This window comes from Glaciecola sp. 2405UD65-10, from assembly GCF_048820975.1.
Taxonomy (GTDB): Bacteria; Pseudomonadota; Gammaproteobacteria; order Enterobacterales; family Alteromonadaceae; genus Glaciecola.
This window is the reverse complement of record NZ_JBMEUF010000001.1, coordinates 746,568-766,378: the sequence shown is the minus strand read 5'-3', so window position 1 is coordinate 766,378 and position 19,811 is coordinate 746,568. Positions and strand designations below refer to the sequence as shown.

The window sequence follows — 19,811 nt, the reverse complement described above, 5'->3', positions numbered from 1 at the left end:
TAGCGCTGAAGGGAATATGTTTCTTTTCGTTTTGGCGCGGGACTTAGGAAAAACAGTAGAAGAACTCGCGGGCATGAGCAGTGAAGAGTTTACCTATTGGATGGCTTTTTATGACCATCAAAATCAAAAGTTAAAAGAAGCTCAAAAAGCACAAAAGGCAAAAATTAAACATGGCTAAATCCGTACTTGCTGAACTTGTCACGAAAATGACGGTTGAGTCCTCACAGTTTAAGAAAGAGCTTGAGAAAACAACCGCTAAAACTGCGGCTTTTGGGAAATCTCAAACAAAAGCCGCAAATGATAGTGTTTTCGGTAGCAAGAAAATGTCACAAGCCTTTAGACAGGCGGCTAACTCTGCATCTACCTTGCAAGGGCCTATGGGTGGTATTGCTTCAAGATTAAGTACTATTGCTAGTGGCTTTTCAGCCGTTGGCGTTGCTGGTGTTGCTACAGGTTTAGCAATAAGTGGTTTAGCTGTGACTATGGGAGTGGCTGTAGCTAAATTTGCAGCTATGGAAAAGCGTTTATTAAGAACTGAGGCGTTATTTAAAGCTACTAGCGGCGCCGCGGGGTTAACTACTTCTGAGCTTTCAGATTTAGCCAATGAAGTTGCAGAAAATACACTAGCATCTGTAGCAGGAACTACAGCCGCCATTAATGTATTGCAAACCTTTAAGTCAGTTTCAGGTGACACATTCACATCTGCAATAAACTTATCTCAAGATTTAGCCGCTGTAATGGGTTCTGATATTAAAACAGCCGCATTACAGCTAGGTAAAGCGCTTGAAGAACCTTTAGTTGGCTTAACTGCACTTCGTAGGTCAGGCGTTAGTTTTTCAGCCGCGCAAAAAGAAGTCATAAAAGACCTTGTTGAAACAGGACGAACGGCAGAAGCGCAAAAAATCATACTAGACACGCTAGAACGACAAGTTGGTGGTGCGGGTGCAGCCGAGGGCGCGGGATTATCTGGCGCAGTTGATTTATTAGGGCAACGCTGGGATGAAATGCTTGAGTCATTAGCTAAAACAACAGGCGTAGGAACTGCAACAACTAGCGCTTTGAATGCAATTGCGGGAGGTCTTGAGAATATATCTGGCATTTTCGATTCTCTTGATAGCTCAAACATCGACACATTAAACAGCCGGTTAGACTTTATTAATGATCGCCTTGCTGATAATGCAATCAGCGAATCAGCAAGAAAAGCTTTAGCTGCTGAAAAAGCTGGTATTGATGCGCAACTAGCGGCATACAAACAAAAAGAAGATGAACAAACCGCCATTATTAAAGAGGGCGAGAGACTTCGAGAGGATGCCAGAAAGCAAGCCTTAGCCGCTAAATTAAAAGCTGAGCAAGACGCTGGCGCAACAACGCTAGATGCTTTAAATAACCAACTAGGCACAGAAAACGAAAAGATAATTTCTCAATGGGAATCTAGAAACGAACTTATTGAGGGGCTTGTTTTATCTGAGGCTGAAATACAATCGCAGGGTTATGCAACCTTACTGGATTTACAACAAGACTACCTTGAAAAATCAAGCGCCCTTGCAGCCGATCAAATGTTTGACGTTGAAGAGAAGAAGCGACAGCAAACACAAAACATGATTAATGCAGAGCTTCAAGCCTCGCAATCAATGCAACAATCATTAATGAATAACGCAGCGGCTTTAGCGGGTAGTATTGCCACAATGTCAGAAGAGGGTAGTAAGGCGCAAAAAGTAGCCTTTGTTGCTCAACAAGCAATCGCCTTAGCAAGTACATTTATTAGTACTGAAATGGCGGCCATTGCTGCACTAGCACCACCCCCAATAGGCTTGGGGCCTGTAGCGGGCGCGCCTTATTCCGTAGCTATTCGTGCAATGGGTTACACCTCTATGGGTTTAATTGCTGCTCAAACTATAGCGGGTGCAAGAGAGATGGGCGGGCCTGTATCGGGGGGTAAAACTTACCTAGTAGGCGAGAAAGGGCCTGAGCTATTTACACCAGGTGCAACAGGTCAAATTACAAGTAATGACAACCTGCAAAAAAGTATCGGTTCAAACGCTTCACCCACTGTACACCTAAATCTAAGCGTCAACAGCCGCAGACCTAACGACATAATGGACGAAATAAACTCCATTAAAAAGCCAATGGTTAGAATGCTTCAATCTGCAATGAGTACTCCTATATGATTTTCCCTGTAGATAAATTTGCAAAGGTTGAGATTGAACAGCGCAATGATATACGCGCATCAAAAGAACGCTTAACCAGAAACCGAGCAAGGGGAACTAAATCCCCTTATTTCGCTTTAATGCTTACCACACCATCAATTCCTTACAATGAATACATTCCCTTATCTGCCGCAGTTGACGGCTACGAGGGCGCGCTAGAAATATTCGTTGTACAAAACCCTATTCCCTCAATTTATGAGAACGAGAACGACAATACCATTGATTTTGAACCCAAAGGCTCTAAGACAATCGGCATTGATTACACTGGCAATTATAGCGCGGGTGATTTTATTCAATTCTCAGGCAGCACAAAAGCTTACAGAATCATGGAAGTTGACGGCCAAAGCATAACGCTAACGCATCCACTTTTAACTGACATAGCAGCGGGTGAGTCAGTTTATTACGGTAAAAACGTGCAGTTTCAAATGTGCGTTAATGACACACACACCACGACTATTGACGTTAAGCAAAGCAAGTTCGGCATTATTGATGTGGAGTTAATAGAACAGCTATGAAGAATTACGGCTCTAGTATTATCGCTCAGTTACGCCAACGGCCCACAATCACATATTTAATTGAAATGGAAGTTGGGGCTACAACGTATTACTTCACAACTAGCGACACCAACGATACTTACAACGGCAACACTTATATTGCTGGCGTAGTTGATGACGAATCAATTGAAGATATAGAAATAACATCAACACCCAAAACTGATGATTCAAATATTTCTCTACATTCCCCAAGCGCCACACTCAAAGCGCTATTTTTGAATGAAAACTACATGAACAAGCCTATTAAAACTCTTAAGCATATAACTAATTACTTTGGTGATGAAATCGTTACTAAGACCGTTTTTGAGGGCTTAATCTCAAGCGTTGATATAAACGCAGAAGATAACCTTATTGAGATAACGCAATCATCAATTTGGGCTGATTACGAGCGGGTAACTGGTATTAAAACAAATACAACATCACAACAGCGACATTACCCAACTGATACAGCATTCGATCACGCTTCAAACGCAATTGACAAAGTGTATTGGGGGCAAGAATCGCCTGTTACAGAATCAACCGGCACAGGTGGCGGTGGTGGTAGTTCATTCTCTGGCCCTAGCGTGTTGATGCAATAATGGGTTTATTTACTAAGGTTTTTGACTTCTTTGTTGGCTGGCTTACACCAGACGCGCCAAAACAAGAGTTATCGGGTGCAGAGCTAACCAAAGCCGCTACAGATGCTTATATACACAAGATTTACGGCACCGTTAAAAAGCACACTGGCACGATTATCTTCAAAGCGACAAATGACGCTGATGACGATGACATTGCAAACGACCTACTGCACATAGTTATTGTATGGGCTGAGCAGGTTGAAAGCATAGACGCTGTATATGTTGATGATATAGATGTAACTTCAAACAGTGAATTATTCACAGCCGATAACGGTGATAAACTTCTTCATGTGCGTAACTTCCCAAATGGTATGGACGGCTACAGCGACCAATATTTAACCCAAGCCGGTTGGCGCACAAGCGACAAATGTTTAGGTAAAGCCTGTTCATATATTCGCCTTGAATATGCAGAGGGCGAAAACAAGCTTAGAAGTGAGCCAGCATTTACAGCAGATATAACCGGCACCACTAGCCAAAACCCATTAACGCACTTAAAAGATTTTCTTCAATCTAACATTTACGGCAAAGGCGAAAGCGTAAGCCGTTTAGATTTAACCGCATTTAATGCCGCTGAAAGCACTGCCGATACGCTTGTACCAATTTACGAGGGCGCAACAGAAACACGACCCCTGTTCACATCCAATGTGGCAATTGATACAGGCGAGTCAGTACTTGATAACGTCAATGCGCTACTAAAAGGTTTTAGGGGCTTAATGCCTATAATAGATGGCAAGCTAACACCCATCATAGAAAAAGACGATCCAGTTGTATCGGTGCCTATTTTGCATGACGATATTATTGAAGCGGGTAATTTAACATCTACATCAAAAAACAATCGTTTTAATAGGGTGGTTGTTGAGTATACCGATGATGAAGCGAACTCGACAAAGCAAGAAGTAATATACCCTGAAAAAGATTCAGCAATTGAAACTGCTTGGTTAGCCGCTGATAACGGTGTTGTATTAGAGCAATCGGTAAGCCTTGACACATGCCGCAATTATTACGAAGCCAAAGCATTTGCAAAAGCAAAAGCCGAGGTTAGCCGCGACTTAAAAACATTCACCGTTATATTAGAGCTATGGGGCATCATTTACGAAGTAGGTGATATTGTGCCTGTTACTTATGACGATTACGGCTTTATTGCTAAGCCCTTTCGAGTAACAAGCACTAAAGAAAGTAATACAGAGGTTGAGCTAACATTAAGAGAGCATCAACCCTCTATTTATGATTTTAACTTTTCAGGTGATTTGCCAACTTACCCGGCAACACATCACCAAGTCATTAAACCACAAAGCCCTAGCAACTTTACGTTAAACCAGTATTACAACCAACTTAAACAGTTAGAAGTTCAATGGAGCGGCACGACTACACGCTATGAAATACAGTTATTAAACAGTATCGGTGTAATCATTGAACACCAAGTGATAGCGCGTAAGTTCTTTGAGCTTAGAAACTTAAGCCAAGGCAATTACACATTTAGAGCCAGAGCGGTCGGTGTTGTTCTTAAATCTGATTATGTTGATTTTCAAATATCAGTAGACCAAACAATAAACAGCTTCACATGGCGCGCGTACGCAGATGATATAAACGGCAATGGTGCCAGTCTTACAGATAGTTCAAAAGCATTTATTGGCTTTGCTTTTAATCAATTAACAGAAACGGCAAGCCTAGCCGACTTAAGTAAGTTCGTTTGGATTTCGGCTGGCGGCTCAAATGGTTTATCAGCTTATGAAATATGGTTGAGTGAGGGGAATTCCGGCTCAATAAGCACTTTTCTTGATAGCTTAAATGGCAATGACGGTATACCCGGTAACGCTTGGATATACGCTACAAGCACACCTAGCGCATCAACTGGACGCGTTAACGACTTTGCATTAGTGCAGGGGCGTTACGTCTATCAAAAAACGGACGGTTCAACGTGGACTTACCGCTATGATTTGCAAGGGCCTAATGGCGCCGATGGCACAAGTGCCTTGGTGGGCTTTTCATCGGTTGAGTCAAATACTTTATCATGGAAAATAGATAGCGAAAATGTACTAGTACCGGCTAATGATACGGCAACAATTAAAGTGGGCTTCAATCGTGACGGTGCAACAGTTACACAAGACTTTATAAGAGCGCGTGTAACGAGAGCAGATACCGCTATTTATGTGAGCGCAAGCACCCCTCCTTTGGGCGGCGGCATGACTTTAACCGTTATTAACAACAGCACAGCCACGCCCACCGCTGAAATTAAATATCAAGATGCGGTGTTAATTGTCTATTTCTTTTTATTGAGAGATGGTCAAGACGGCAGACCGGGCACACCTGGCGCCGATGGGTTAAATTCAAATGTTGTGCGTGATGAAGTGGATAGCAGCACCACTAGTTCAAGCTTAGAAATTTTAAGCGTTAATGCACCCGCCGGCACATTCGATGTGAGTTTTAATGTAACAGGGTATGCAGAAGCAAGTTATACAATTGGAGGGCCAGAGCCTGAGCAGCGCGACCGCTCGACAAGAGTGAAACTTGAATTATTTAGGGGCAATACTCAGGTAGGTAGTGATTATTTTGACCCATCAAACAGCACTTACGAATTGGGTAACTCATTTAGCTTTAGTGCTGTTTTTACTAATCAGCCGGGCGGCAATGAATATTCAGTAAAACTAACAACTGAGACAAGCGGGAGTGTTGATAACCAACGCACTTATTATGACGGTTATTTGCAAGCTGAGGAAGTGTAGCAATGAAAATTACTATTACCGATGACGCTACAAACGAAATAGTCAAAACGATGTATTGCCCTGCTAAATGGCACACTAGCCAAGTAAAAGAGGGCCAAACGCTACACAAAGGAAATTACCCCAAAGACGTTTATACGTATAACGGCACTACGTTTGATTTAATCAATAACGATGTAATCAACAAGCAAACCGACCGCACGTTAATCAATTCATTATCGCGTTCAATGCGTAAAGCTGGTTTAAATACCGAACATCACATTACAAACTTAAACACAAGATTAAATTGCTATAACGCAATTGACCAAGCCGCAGGACGAGCACGTATGCGCTTAGTTAGTCAAGGTTTATTAATTGACCTTGAATACACTGAGGTAGCAAATCAGGTGCAAGCATGGCGCAACGCTGGAAGTATTGAAGCTGATGCACCCCGCGCAATTAATGACGATTGGCGAATTGAAAAAGGCCAAACGATAGAACAAGCCGCGCAAGATGTAGAGAACATAAAAGCCGTTTGGGATGATGCACTAATGCAAATTAGAAACTTACGATTAAAGGGCAAGTCGGCAATAGATAACGCGCAACCAAGTCAGTTTAATCAAGTCGCTGAACAATACATAAATGAACTAGAAAACCTTTCAATAGCATCTGTTTAAGTCGTACAGATACAATCGAGTATCTATCATGAAAATCACGCAAGACATCAATGAAAAAAAAGCATGGCTTTGTAGAGTGGGCCCACAAACTACGCTTGAAGAAATACAGCCTAAATCATGCGTAAAAGTTCGCTTTATTGAAGAAGTAAACCACCGTAAAACAAGAGTAATCGGAAGTTATATAGTTAACGCTAGCACTAAGTCAATTGACGCTTTCAATGCTAAAGACTTTGAAACAGCGGTTGCTATGAATGATTACATTGAAAAGCTTGACGGCTACACAATAAATAAAAATGACATAGATTTACGCGCAACTTGCTTGCTAGAAGAAATCGACAATCACGAAGTGTTAGTGGAAATGCTGCACTCGAAAGTTGGATTTAACGATGATATTTGGCTAGAGATAGCAACCAAGGGGCAAACACTAGGCTTCATGGGCTACTCATATACTCGCAAGTATGGCTCACAAAAGATAATTCACAGAACAGTTTAAACATCAACACAGGATAATAATATATGGCTACACAAGTGTTTACATATACGGGTAACGATGGCGACCCGTTGCCAAGCGGATTTTCTTTTTTGCAAGGTTCGGCCTTTGAAATACAAAACAACTCAGCCGTTGCTACATCAAGACCATCAGGGCTAGCCGCATTAGCTTTTTATACCGCCCCATCTTCTGATGGTGTTCATACTCACTCTTTATCAACAGGTAGTTCAGAGAGTTCAGGATTTTTCTTTAGAGGCTCTGGTACAAGTGACGCTTATATATTTGCTGTTTTAATAGCAACTGGCGAGCTTAAAATTGTAACTCGAATAGCAGGTGATCATACAACAATCGCTGAGGGCCAGTTTGTACCAAATTTTGCAACCAATACCCCATACGAAGTTGAAGTTCAGCTTGATGGAGAGCAGATCACAGTGCTGTTAGAGGGGAATCAAGTTTATAGTATTACTGAATCATTTGGTGTTGATAATGTTAAATGCGGCTTAAGACTATATGACACAGGCGGTTCGGTTAATTCATCATCATTTGGTGATGCGTCAGAGCTACCAGCAACAGGCAATGCACCCACTATCACGCTTACACCCACCACCGAAACTTACACGCTAGGTACAGGAGAGGGCGAGCCAACAATAACAGCTACGGCTAGTGATATTGAAGATGGTGATTTAACTTCATCAATAACCACAACAGGCAGCTTTGACGATACGCAAGCAGGTGAACAAACTAAAACATGGTCGGTAGTTGATAGTGACGGAAATATAGCTAGTAAATCGGTAACTGTCACATATGTAGCAAAGCCGCAAATAATAATATCAGGCAAACGAACTGATTTCACTATTAGTCAAGGTCAGCCTTTCCATATCCCAACAGGCTATTATTCAGATCCGATTGATGGTTACAACAAAATAACGCCTACAGTAGTTGGAGATATTTCCAATATAGGCACAACCATCTATCAATACAATTTCACTAACAGTCAAGGTGTTAGTGCTGATCAAGTTGACGTTACTGTAACTGTATTAGCTAAGGAAAATATCACTTCTACAGATTGGGCTAGTACTGTACAGAAATACGGTGAAGAAAATATAACTGTTAACGGCTGGAACTTAAAGCGTTTCGACTCACCAGATGGGCACACATGGGCTTACGGTTTTGAAGATGAAACAACTGTAAATGCTAGCGAACTAGCTCTATTAACTAACGATACAACTGATAGCCAAATATGCGGAAAAATCAAAGTTCCGTTCGATGCGCTAGGGCAAGCCGAGAAAACGCTTGTTAGTGTAGAAGTTACATATGACAAACCAGTTGACGGAAGTCAAATACAGGTCGCTTTTGGTAACTTTAGAGTGCAAGAGTGGTACAGAATATTAAAAAATTCTAATGGTACAAATACTATTAAGATGGAATTTTTGATGCGTCCGTACCATGACACAAGCTTTAGAATCACAAGCAACGGAACAGCGGCATTAGATCCAAGCCGATACAGCGGTAACAACGGACAGTTTCACGATGTGGGTTTGGGAAGTGATGGCGATATAGTTATATATAATAAATTTGGTAATGATAGCGGTGATGCGGTAATAACATCAATCAACGCTTTCGCTGTAGTCGGTGAGTCTATCTACAACAAAGACGGTCATTACCTGAGGGGTAAAAGCGATCACTACCTAACACCATTTAGACCAGACGACCCGCTAAACAAAGGCTTACCTGATAATATTGTTTATAGCGATATAGCTATGACAGGAAATAAAAACAATGTTAATGCTAATCACCTTTCTTTAACAGCGGGAAGTGATTGGGCGATAGTTGAAAGTGTTGAGGGGGTAAGATTAGGTGACTTGTGCGCCATTGGCACAAACTATAATCAAGCTTACGAGGGCTTCAATACTTATCAAAATAGATTAACAGGATCAATCGCATCTCAAAAAACAAAGGATACGCTAGGCTTTGCGCGGTATGTAGTAGAAATTGATGAACAAGGCTCAAGAATTAGAATGAGCGAACCATCATTAACAACATATAATTCTACTGACGATGGCGTGAACTACGCGGGAAGATATTATTGCTTATTTACTTTATCAGCCGAGCAAGCCGCGTTTATGGTGGGCGATGAAGATGGCAGCTGGTCAAACTCAATAGTTAATTACATATATAAATCTAGCAATTCAGCTATTGATTATTCAGCAAGCATAGAAGTAAGAGAGCTTGAAAGCTTAGACGAATTAGGCGAGTTTGGGTTTAACTATTTACTCCCACAAAATAACTTTATAGCAGCTTTTGAGGGTGAGGATCTAGATGCCGAATTTGGCGGCGAGCGTATTATAAACGCTCAATTTGATTTACCAGTTGGTGATTACGATTCAGCTTACCATACCGCGTGGAACTCTGATAGAAACTATTTATTTATACTTCCAAATAAACGCTATGCTTTGCACATGTATTACATGAGAAGTACAGATGTTGATGGTCGCTGGATTTGTAGTAGATGTACAGCGCACGACTTAAGCCAATGGTCTGTATCCCAAACAGAATGGCGACCTGAAAATACGCAAGGCATGACAAACAGCCCAAGAGCGTCAGGATTTAGCGCGGCTGGGGGTATCGTACACAAGCGCGAATTAGATAGAATTAATTACAGCGGTTGGGATGATGCAAGTATTGAAGCCGATTTAACAACCGCAGAAACGGCTATTAATCATGCGCTTGCGGGTTATTTATCAGCTTGCCAAATGATGGCTAATCAGTATCTTACCGACTACAGCGACCAAGGCACAAGAGCCAGTTATTTTATTCATAGGTATTATAGCAAGCCGCTAAAGGTAGTTAATGGCGGCAGCGGCTACAGTGAGGGAGATGTTTTATACTTCTACTGTGATGACGTGTCAGATACACATTCACCGACCACTTACGCTGTGCAGTCTGTAGATTCAAACGGTTCAATCATAAAAGCTTTCGTAACTAGAAACGGACAGCATAAGAGTGATTTATCAAGCGCCACTCACGCACCAACAAGAACAAGTGGGAATGGTACAGGCGCAATATTTGATACTACTGAAATGTTCACTCAATCGCATGGCTCAGGCAATGTTACAAGCTACCCGTCAGGATTAGCAGATGGGGGTTTTGCTAACGTATACGCTGGCGGTGTTCCAATGGGCGCTGTTTTTACGATAGATCCTAACCTTGATTTACGCGCAGAGTTTAAGCGCGGTATATTGCAAGATGTAGCAGAAAATGGCAAATCTTCTAACAAATGGTCATATGAGTTTTACGCACTACTTACAGCAATAAAGAAATATGGACTTATTATTAATGATGTTGCTACAAACACATACGCCCCTATAATCTTTGATAATGATTTAACTATTACACAAAGAGATAGGTTAAACGACAACAACAATTCTTCACATGCAAACTTTAGAAGATTACGAGCGTTAGTAGTTCCTGTTTTAAACTTCACGCCTACGCACCACTTAAAAACAAGCCAAGACCTTAAGCCTACGATTGATTTGAATGGCGGCTCAGACTTGCAAGTAGCAAACGATTGGCAAGATGGCGGTGCGGAAACATTCAGCCCTCTACATGGGTATGAAACTGTTTACGCTATTAATGAACTAGACAGAAACAGCACAAGCCCCCAAGTGCTTTCTTATGTGCGAACGGATGCAAGCGGTAATCAATCAGATATAGTTCAAAGAACAGTAACGCTAGATGCACCACCCGCCGCAGCATTACCCACACTAAGCCTAACGGCATCACCAACAAGCGCCCAAGGCGGTGAAACGGTAACAGTAACGGCAACAAGTAACGTGACTAACGTATCGTTCACTAGCACAGCTACGCTAAGTGGCACAGGCTTAACACGTACGTTTACAGCGCCTAGTTTAACAACTGCTAGCACTGTGACAGTCACAGCAGTAGCGACTAATGCTGACGGTGTTGAAGTGAGTGAAAGTGTAAGTGTGAATGTTGCTGCTGATATTGTGGTCACGGCCCCAGTGATTACACTTAGCCCATCCAACACAAGTTACACAATAAACAAAGGTGATAGCTTTATATTGCCAGTTGCGACAATGACAGATTATCTAGGTAATGAAACAATATTAACGCCTAGCACTAATAATCTTGATACTGAAGCAGCGGGTAATTATACAGTTGAATGGACGGGCTCAGCTAACGGACTTGCAGCAACACCAGTAGCAATTGCAATCACAGTTGACGAACTACTTTCAAGTGAGTCGTTTAACGCATTGTCGAGAGCGGTATTTGAAATAGATGGTAGCACTTCATTTGCTCGATATGCTGGACGCTCGAATGTTGAAACTATTCGTTTTAAAATCAAAAATACTTCAACTGATATTGTAGATAAAAATGGTTACTTAGATTTTGATTCTAACAATATTGCGCGAGTAGAAGTGATTATTAATAACGATGTAGCAATATCAAGCGACACGCAAGACGTTCAATTTAAAGATGAACATTTATATGTGAAGTTTGGAAGTATTAACGGTGTGGGAACACCAGTGGTAACGATTGTTATTTATGTAACAGGTGACAGCAACGGAATTGTTATAGCTGGCCCTGGCATGAAATCAGCGCCAATACTTAGAATGCTGTAAATGGCATGCCGCTAGCTAGTTGTTAGCGGCTATTCTTCACTTGTTTTTGTGTAACCTTATACAGTGGTTGTAAATTGCTAAGTTTATGTTTTTACTATTTTTAATATTGGTCTAGTTTGGCGTTTTTGCTATGTGTAAAATACGCAAAATATAGCGGTAAATCATTGTAATAAATAGTTTATTTGAGTTATACCGCTGTATCTTGACATGGTAGAGGTCCCCAGTTCGAATCTGGGTGGACGCACCAAATTCTAAAAAAGCCTCATCTTGTATGAGGCTTTTTTATGCACCATACCCACAAGATATTGTGTTATTTTAATTTAGAAATCTCGTTATCAAGCGCAACAGTTTTATCTGTAACAATGGATTCTAGCACTTCAATACGTGCGAAAACGTCTTTAAGTTTCTTATCCACAGCTGCATCCACTTCAGTTTTAATATCCATTTTTTCTAGTTTTTTCGTTTCAAACTCAAGATCGCGTATTTGTTTTTTGTTTACCGTGGTAATCAATATGTACAAGAAGCCACCTAGCGTTAATGTACATATAATTAAAAACGTCCATAAATTAGGTTCCATAATATTTCTCCATTAAAATTGTTGTAATAATATAGGCATTTAGCAAAATGTAAGCCATAATTTATTTTTAGTTAAATCATGAGCTTAGTGTTTTAAAAATTTTAAATAGTTAAAAGCGCAAACGTATTTTAGTAAAATACACTAACAAATAGTAAGTTTCGTACATAGTAAAATAGTCAGCCATTATTGAACGATTTACGTGTATTATTAGCATAATGTTGATATTAACAATATTTTGTGAAAAATAGCCTTTAGGAAACCGTACATTCGTGACTGAAAACCAAAACCTTACCAATCATCAAATAAATAAAACGCTTGTTATCACTGGGGCGTCATCTGGTATTGGCTTGGCAATAGCCAAATACTTTGATACACGAAACTATAATGTATTTAATCTAGATATTGTTCCATCAACCGTCGGGACGTTTATTGAGTGCTCGGTAACAAACCAAGCTCAAGTGAATGAAGAGATAGCGCGTATTGGGAAAGCCTATGGTATTGACGTACTTATTTCAAACGCGGGCGTACATTTTTCAGGCAATATAGAAAATACCAACAACGACGATTTTGAACGAGTGTTAAATATAAATGTGAAAGGCGCATACTATGCAACACGTGCTGCTATTCCTTTTATGCGAGCCCAAAACAGCGGCAGTATTATTTATATCGGCTCTGATCAATCTTTAGTGGCAAAGCAGAACTCTTTTATTTACGGGCTAACAAAACACGCGCTTGCATCCATGGCAAAGTCTACGGCTTTGGATTATGCAAAATTTAATGTGAGAGCTAATATTATTTGTCCAGGCACCATTGAAACACCTTTATATCATGCGGCTATAAATCGCTATTGTGAAAAATCAGGGGAAGAAATAGATAAGGTGCATGCAGAAGAAGCGCTTCAGCAGCCCCTAGGGAGGATAGGGCAGGCTGAAGATGTGGCTGCTTTAGCCTATTTTTTAGCAAGCGATGAAGCGTCTTTTATTACCGGTAGCAGCTACCCTGTGGATGGCGGTTATACCGCCGGTTAATACAAATCATGAAAAACGAACACGTATTAAATATTGTAGACCCCCACATACATTTACTTGATATAAACAAAGGTAAATATGAATGGCTGAAGCCAGGCAATGCTCCTTTTTGGCCTGACAAGCCCTTGATTGATCGTAATGTGGGTGTTGAGGAATTGCATCTAGCAAATGGTTTGCATTTACAAGGCGCGGTTCATATTGAAGCGGGTTTCGATAACGGCCAACCAGAATTAGAAATAGCGTGGATTGATGGTCTTATGCAAGAGAACGAGCTTCTTCAATTAGGCGGCATTGCGCATGTGGATCTTCGTTTAGCGCATCAGGATTTTGTATACAAGATAAAGCAATTAACAAGGCATCAAAGAGTTAAAGGCGTTCGCCACATAATTGATGATGATATTGAAATAATTTGTAGTAATACTCAGATAAACAAAAATATTGCTTATTTAGCTCAGCATAACCTGCTATTTGAACTGCAGTTTGATGTAAGTAATTTGCGTCATACTACAATTATTAACGACTTTTTTTCGCAATTCCCTTCGTTAAACCTTGTGCTCAATCATGCCGGATTTGCGCCTTGTTATACATCTAACTTGTTTCAAGTATGGCAATTAAACATCCAAAAGTTATCTTTATTACCTCAGTTATACGTAAAGTGTTCGGGTTTTGAAATGGTGAGTAGGCAGTACACTTCCACACAAATTAATCAGGTATTGAGTGTGTGCATAAGTGCATTTGGGAAACAACGCGTAATGTGCGCGAGTAATTATCCCTTGACTACTTTTTCATGCAGCTATCAAGAGTATTGGGAAAAGATACATTATGCCGTAGGGCTACTATTCAATAACAATATTGCTGATATTAGAGCCGTAATGCAAAAAAATGCGTCTAGGCTTTATCAACTAAAGCCATAAACGCATTTTTCAACGCTTAGCGTAGTGGTAATCGCTTAAATAATTTTATTTAACCGTTACCTTAGGTGAACGATTAACAATTTCGTCATTTAGCTCAATACCAATGCCAGGTAAGTCAGGCACGGTAAACACACCGTTTTGCGGTTGGTAATCTTGAATACACAACTCACGATTCCAATGTTTAATCGCATATGTGTGATGTTCGTGAATCAAGAAATTCGGAATTGCCGCTTCTAACTGCAGGGCCGCCGCCGTAGCAACAGGACCACCGCACACGTGCGCTTGAATGCGAATATCATAAACATCAGCATAATCGCATACTTTTTTCGCTTCGGTAAATCCGCCGCATAGCCCTACATCAGGCTGAAGTACATCAATAGATTGGTCTTCAAAATATGGGCGGCAATCCCAGCGATGGTATAATCGCTCACCACCCGCAATAGGCACATTTACGCGGTCAGATACTTTTTTATGCACAGCTGAATTTAAGTAATTCACAGGCTCTTCAAACATCATGCAGCCCACTTCTTCTATTACTTTTCCCATTTGAATCGCAGATGCACATCCCATAAGTGAATGTGCCTCAAAAATAATATCAACTTCGTCACCAACTTCTTTGCGAATAGCACGTAAACGATCGCCAAATAGCTTCATTTGCTTTGGCGTAAATAACTTTGTGCGATCAAAGCTAGAATCACCATTTTCGTCATAAACAATAGGGTCTACTTTTACCGCATCGTAACCTTCTGCCATGGCTTTTGCTGCGGAACGCGCGTAGTCATCGGGGCTTAACATTTTTACGCAGTCTTGGCTCCAGTCAAATTGCAATTGGCTTGCATAAGTGCGCAGTTTGTCATTGGTTTTTCCGCCCAACAGCTGATACACCGGCACATTTAAGGCTTTGCCTTTTATGTCCCAAAGTGCGGTGTCAATGGCGCTCATCGCCGAATATAATACTGGGCCGCCACCTAGCCCCCAAAAGCTTTCACGTAACATACGTGACCATAAAAGCTCAGTGCTAAAAGGGTCAAATCCTATGAGAACGGCTTCAGCTATTTCTTTTATCATGGCTGCAGCAGCACTGTGCCCCCAGTCATAAGCTAAACCGGCTTCACCTACACCGTGAATACCTTCATCAGTATGAATGCGAACAAAAATAGGGTTCCAAGGCGGTCGCTCGGGGCAATGAATATCAAATATTTCTACATGGGTAATTTTCATATTTATCTACTATAGCGTTTAAATGTCAAAGTGAGGATATTGTCGTTTTACTCTTCTAAGCATGGCTGGCCATGCTTTTTGCCCACCGGTTTCGCCCGTATGCACAATAGCGGCTTGTGCTTTTATGCCGTCAATTACACTGGCGTGTACAGTATGCACTGAGTCAAGGCTATGTTGTAATTTAACTTGTATTTCACAGGCTCGAATAAGGTCATACATGTGCATAAATGCATCGCCTATGGTCATTCCCATAGTGAGTGCGCCGTGGTTTCTAAGGAGCATAAAGTTAGCGGTCCCTAGGTCTTCTTGTAGGCGTTTTATTTCATCAGGGTTCACGGCCAAGCCTTCATAACTATGATAACTCATGCTGGCTAAAGCGAAGGCTGCATATTGGCTGTACGGTAATAAGCCATCTTTACAACTGCCAACTGCAATGGCATCTGGATGATGTATGTGTAGGGCGCATTGGTCTTCAGGCCTTGCATGATGCACAGCACTATGAATAGTGAAACCCGCTGGATTAATAGAAAAAGGGGAGTCTTCATCTAGCACATTCCCTTCAATATCAATTTTTACTAAATTTGAGGCAGTTACTTCTTCAAACGCTAAGCCAAACGCATTAATGAGTAAATCTTCTGTGCCGGGTATGCGCGCCGAAATATGGGTGTGAATTAAGTCATCCCATCCGTGCATTACCAATAAACGATAAGCAGCCGCTAATTCTACGCGAGTTTGCCATTCAACGGCGCTAACTTTACCGCGTAAATCAATATGAGGAATTGAATACATAAAATTGAGTCTCACTTACTAATGTAAAAACGGATATAAAAGAGTTGTATAAGTGCAATCCTTAAGGATATCACGCATTTGCAATTCTCAAAAATTTGCATAAACATTCCATTTCAAAGTGCGAAAATCAAACTACTTATCTACCTTGCATCACACCTTGCAAAAATCTTCTGCCATAAAGAAATATGCTTTTGCATACTCGCTTTGTATTTGCTGTGTTCTAGCTCTAAATTGTGATGCAAGTACGCGCTATATGCAGGCGGTAAATTAGTGTGTTCAACTAAGCTAAGTACTATTGGGCGTAGGTGATACATATATTTATTCAACTCACCCGCAACAGCTTGTATCTTTTGGGCAAAAAATAAGGTGAAGATATTACGCATTATGGCTATGTCATTTTCTTGTGTCACATTTTCGCATTTATTTATATCAAGATATTTTTCCAAAATAGGGCTATTAGCATTTAAATACTGGGTAATAACTATTTGGCTTTTAAATATGCGCCCTAGCAAACGCGACTGCTCAAGAGTTTGCATATGGCGCTCAAGTTCCTTGGAGGAAACGCTAATGTGTGGCGTTGAATTTCTGTGGTAAGTTTTGGCTAAGTACGTAAAAGCTTGCTTTGTAGCAAAAAAGTTGTCAGAACTGCTAGCGGTTATGTAGTCACTTGCTCCACTTATTTGGCGCGTAATTTCATTAGACTGGGTAATGAAATTAGACCAAACCTTAGAATATTGGGCTAGTTTAATACTCTTTAATTCTTCAAGTTTGTTGATTAGTTCTTTATCAGCTTGTGTATTGTTTAGAAACTCTAGGCATTTATCAAATTCAGTGAGCAGTTGGTTTTCATATATAAAACGGCTTGAGGGCAATTGCATCTTTCCTAGCGCGGTGTTTCGCTCAGCTATCAACGTATTTAAGGTGCATGCATTAAAAGCATTAAATTCACGTAAATTAATATTGGTTGGGGCAATACTATATATAAGCTCAGATTTACTAGGTAAAGGCGCAAGGCTAATTGGTTTGATAAAATCAGTGCTATGGGATTGAAGCTCAGTAAAGTCTTCTAAGCGTTGTGTGTAGGATGCAAGGTCACTTTCAAGTTGATGATGCTTAGAGCAAGCGCTAAGCGCGATTGTAGCGGCTGCGATCAAAATAGTGGTTAAATTATTGCGGTGTATCATAATTGATGTAATGGGTGTTAGATTTCCTTTGATACGGTAATTTAAGCAATAAGCTCAATAAAAAAACAATAGAGCAATGGGAAATAGCGCCAGTAGGGGGTCTAAATTCATAGAAATATTAATTTATTATAAAGTCTATTTGCAAGGCGTATGCGCATGTCGGTATACTCTGCGCACTGATTAAGGTGTAGTACATTGTTACGTATTTAATTTTTATATTTTAATCAAACAAATTTCTTAAATAAAAATACATGTGGCGCTTGGTAGGTGTCACCACTGGAAGGACTTTTATGCCTGTAATTACTCTCCCTGATGGAAGTCAACGTAGTTTTGACAAACCTGTTTCAATTTTAGATGTAGCAAATGATATTGGCCCTGGTTTAGCCAAAGCTACTATTGCTGGAAAAATTGATGGCCAACTTGCTGATGCAGTTGACATGATCACACAAGACGCAAGTCTGCAGATTATTACCGCACGAGATGACGCGGGTTTAGAAATTATACGCCACTCTTGTGCGCATTTGTTGGGGCATGCAATAAAGCAATTATACCCTGATGTAAAAATGGCAATAGGCCCTACCATTGATAATGGCTTCTACTATGACGTAGATTTAGAAGAGCCACTTAATCAAGAAGCCCTAGCTAAACTTGAAAAGCGCATGCTTGAGCTTGCTAAAACTAATTACGATGTAGTCAAAAAAGTGGTGACTTGGCAACAAGCGCGAGATGCGTTTGAAGCAAGAGGCGAGACCTATAAAATTCAAATTCTTGATGAAAACATTGAGAAGACTGATCAACCTGGTTTGTATCATCACGAAGAATATACTGACATGTGCCGAGGCCCCCATGTGCCAAACATGCGTTTTTGTCATTTTTTTAAATTAATGAAAGTAGCCGGCGCTTATTGGCGCGGCAACAGTGACAACAAAATGTTACAACGTATTTATGGTACCGCTTGGGCTGACAAAAAGCAGTTGAAAGCCTATTTAAATCGTTTAGAAGAAGCAGAAAAGCGTGACCATCGTAAAATAGGTAAAGCACTCAACCTATGGCATTGGCAAGAAGAAGCCCCAGGGATGGTATTTTGGCACAATGACGGCTGGACTATTTACACTGAATTAGAGGGCTTTATTCGCGAAAAATTACGTGAATATGGCTACGATGAAGTGAAAGGACCTTTAATGATGGACCGCAGCTTGTGGGAAAAGTCAGGTCATTGGGACAAGTACGCCGAAAACATGTTCACTACAGAGTCTGAAAAGCGTGAATATGCGATTAAACCCATGAATTGCCCAGGCCACGTACAAATATTTAACCAAGGTTTAAAATCGTACCGTGACTTGCCCTTAAAAATGGCTGAATTTGGTTGCTGCCATCGAAATGAACCGTCAGGCGCATTGCACGGATTAATGCGTGTACGTGGCTTCACGCAAGATGACGCACATATCTTTTGTACCGAAGATCAAATTTTAGATGAAGTCAGCGAATGTATTAAAATGGTTTACGATACATATGCTACATTCGGTTTTGATAAAATTGCCGTTAAATTATCTACACGACCTGAAAAACGTGTAGGAAGTGATGAAATTTGGGATCAGTCTGAAAAGGCCTTAGCAGACGCGCTTACTAGAAATGATATTGAATTTGACTATCAACCTGGAGAAGGGGCGTTTTACGGACCTAAAATTGAATTTACCCTCTATGATTGTTTAGATAGAGCATGGCAGTGCGGTACAGTACAGCTTGATTTCTCAATGCCAGGGCGTTTAGGTTCTACTTACGTAGACGAAGACGGCGAGCGTAAAGTGCCGGTTATGATTCACCGTGCTATTTTAGGTTCTTTAGAGCGCTTCATTGGTATATTAACCGAAGAGTTCACAGGAGCGTTCCCAATTTGGCTTGCACCTACTCAAGTAGCGGTCTTAAACATTACTGACTCGCAATCTGAATATGTGGCAGAGGTTGTTAAAACCCTCAGTAGCAAAGGTTTACGGGCTAAGCAAGATGTAAGAAACGAAAAGATTGGTTTCAAAATACGCGAACATACCTTGAAAAAAGTACCTTACTTGTTAGTCGTAGGTGAAAAAGAGAAAGAGTCAGGCCAAGTCGCGGTTAGAAGCCGAAAAGGTGATGATTTAGGCGTGATGAGTGTAGATGAATTTGCAGAATTACTGTTAAAAGATGTAAAAAGTAAAAAAATTCAATAGCACA

The 19,811-nt window shown here is 40.7% G+C and carries 15 protein-coding genes; 11 read left to right on the top strand and 4 right to left on the bottom strand.

Features of this window, described 5'->3' with window-relative positions:
• Positions 1 to 16 precede the first annotated feature (16 nt).
• From ACOI22_RS03340 to ACOI22_RS03305, 8 genes are read left to right on the top strand one after another with little or no spacing between them, the layout of a single operon-like run.
• Entirely contained in the window at positions 17 to 178 is a 162-nt protein-coding gene (locus ACOI22_RS03340) for a hypothetical protein (RefSeq protein WP_420670187.1), read from the top strand.
• Positions 171 to 2,168: a hypothetical protein gene (locus ACOI22_RS03335; RefSeq protein WP_420670185.1), complete on the top strand. Its 1,998-nt coding sequence runs from the start codon at positions 171 to 173 to the stop codon at positions 2,166 to 2,168. Before ACOI22_RS03340 ends, ACOI22_RS03335 begins: the two co-directional genes overlap by 8 nt.
• Complete coding sequence (locus ACOI22_RS03330; RefSeq protein WP_420670183.1) at positions 2,165 to 2,722, top strand: hypothetical protein; 558 nt, start codon at positions 2,165 to 2,167, stop codon at positions 2,720 to 2,722. Before ACOI22_RS03335 ends, ACOI22_RS03330 begins: the two co-directional genes overlap by 4 nt.
• Positions 2,719 to 3,339 carry a hypothetical protein gene (locus ACOI22_RS03325; protein ID WP_420670181.1) on the top strand — a complete coding sequence of 207 codons (621 nt, stop codon included), beginning with the start codon at positions 2,719 to 2,721 and terminating at the stop codon, positions 3,337 to 3,339. Before ACOI22_RS03330 ends, ACOI22_RS03325 begins: the two co-directional genes overlap by 4 nt.
• Positions 3,339 to 6,101 (top strand): hypothetical protein, encoded by a 2,763-nt coding sequence (locus tag ACOI22_RS03320; RefSeq protein ID WP_420670179.1) that lies wholly within the window; start codon positions 3,339 to 3,341, stop codon positions 6,099 to 6,101. The genes ACOI22_RS03325 and ACOI22_RS03320 overlap by 1 nt, the downstream gene beginning before the upstream one ends.
• Positions 6,102 to 6,103: 2 nt before the next feature.
• Complete coding sequence (locus ACOI22_RS03315) at positions 6,104 to 6,754, top strand: hypothetical protein (protein WP_420670177.1); 651 nt, start codon at positions 6,104 to 6,106, stop codon at positions 6,752 to 6,754.
• Between the two features lie 28 nt (positions 6,755 to 6,782).
• Positions 6,783 to 7,247, top strand: a complete 465-nt coding sequence (locus tag ACOI22_RS03310) for a hypothetical protein (RefSeq protein WP_420670175.1) — start codon at positions 6,783 to 6,785, stop codon at positions 7,245 to 7,247.
• Between the two features lie 23 nt (positions 7,248 to 7,270).
• Positions 7,271 to 11,887, top strand: a complete 4,617-nt coding sequence (locus ACOI22_RS03305; protein WP_420670173.1) for a hypothetical protein — start codon at positions 7,271 to 7,273, stop codon at positions 11,885 to 11,887.
• Between the two features lie 310 nt (positions 11,888 to 12,197).
• Here ACOI22_RS03305 and ACOI22_RS03300 read toward each other — a convergent pair whose 3' ends face one another.
• Positions 12,198 to 12,464 (bottom strand): hypothetical protein, encoded by a 267-nt coding sequence (locus ACOI22_RS03300; protein WP_420670171.1) that lies wholly within the window; start codon positions 12,462 to 12,464, stop codon positions 12,198 to 12,200.
• 269 nt (positions 12,465 to 12,733) lie between these two features.
• Here ACOI22_RS03300 and ACOI22_RS03295 point away from each other — a divergent pair, with 269 nt between their 5' ends.
• Positions 12,734 to 13,492: an SDR family NAD(P)-dependent oxidoreductase gene (locus ACOI22_RS03295; protein WP_420670169.1), complete on the top strand. Its 759-nt coding sequence runs from the start codon at positions 12,734 to 12,736 to the stop codon at positions 13,490 to 13,492.
• An 8-nt stretch (positions 13,493 to 13,500) separates the two neighbouring features.
• The gene (locus ACOI22_RS03290) at positions 13,501 to 14,406 is read left to right on the top strand and encodes an amidohydrolase family protein (RefSeq protein WP_420670167.1); all 906 of its coding nucleotides are present in this window, start codon (positions 13,501 to 13,503) and stop codon (positions 14,404 to 14,406) included.
• Positions 14,407 to 14,451: 45 nt separating this feature from the next.
• Here the strand turns inward: ACOI22_RS03290 and ACOI22_RS03285 are convergent, their stop codons facing one another.
• The 3 genes from ACOI22_RS03285 to ACOI22_RS03275 all read right to left on the bottom strand — a co-directional run bounded on the left by ACOI22_RS03285 (position 14,452) and on the right by ACOI22_RS03275 (position 17,600).
• Entirely contained in the window at positions 14,452 to 15,627 is a 1,176-nt protein-coding gene (locus ACOI22_RS03285) for a mandelate racemase/muconate lactonizing enzyme family protein (RefSeq protein WP_420670165.1), read from the bottom strand.
• A gap of 18 nt (positions 15,628 to 15,645) precedes the next feature.
• Positions 15,646 to 16,416: a class II aldolase/adducin family protein gene (locus tag ACOI22_RS03280; RefSeq protein WP_420670163.1), complete on the bottom strand. Its 771-nt coding sequence runs from the start codon at positions 16,414 to 16,416 to the stop codon at positions 15,646 to 15,648.
• A gap of 140 nt (positions 16,417 to 16,556) precedes the next feature.
• Positions 16,557 to 17,600 (bottom strand): DUF3080 family protein, encoded by a 1,044-nt coding sequence (locus ACOI22_RS03275; RefSeq protein ID WP_420670161.1) that lies wholly within the window; start codon positions 17,598 to 17,600, stop codon positions 16,557 to 16,559.
• A 290-nt stretch (positions 17,601 to 17,890) separates the two neighbouring features.
• Here ACOI22_RS03275 and thrS point away from each other — a divergent pair, with 290 nt between their 5' ends.
• Positions 17,891 to 19,807, top strand: a complete 1,917-nt coding sequence (thrS, locus tag ACOI22_RS03270; RefSeq protein WP_420670159.1) for a threonine--tRNA ligase — start codon at positions 17,891 to 17,893, stop codon at positions 19,805 to 19,807.
• Positions 19,808 to 19,811 lie beyond the last annotated feature (4 nt).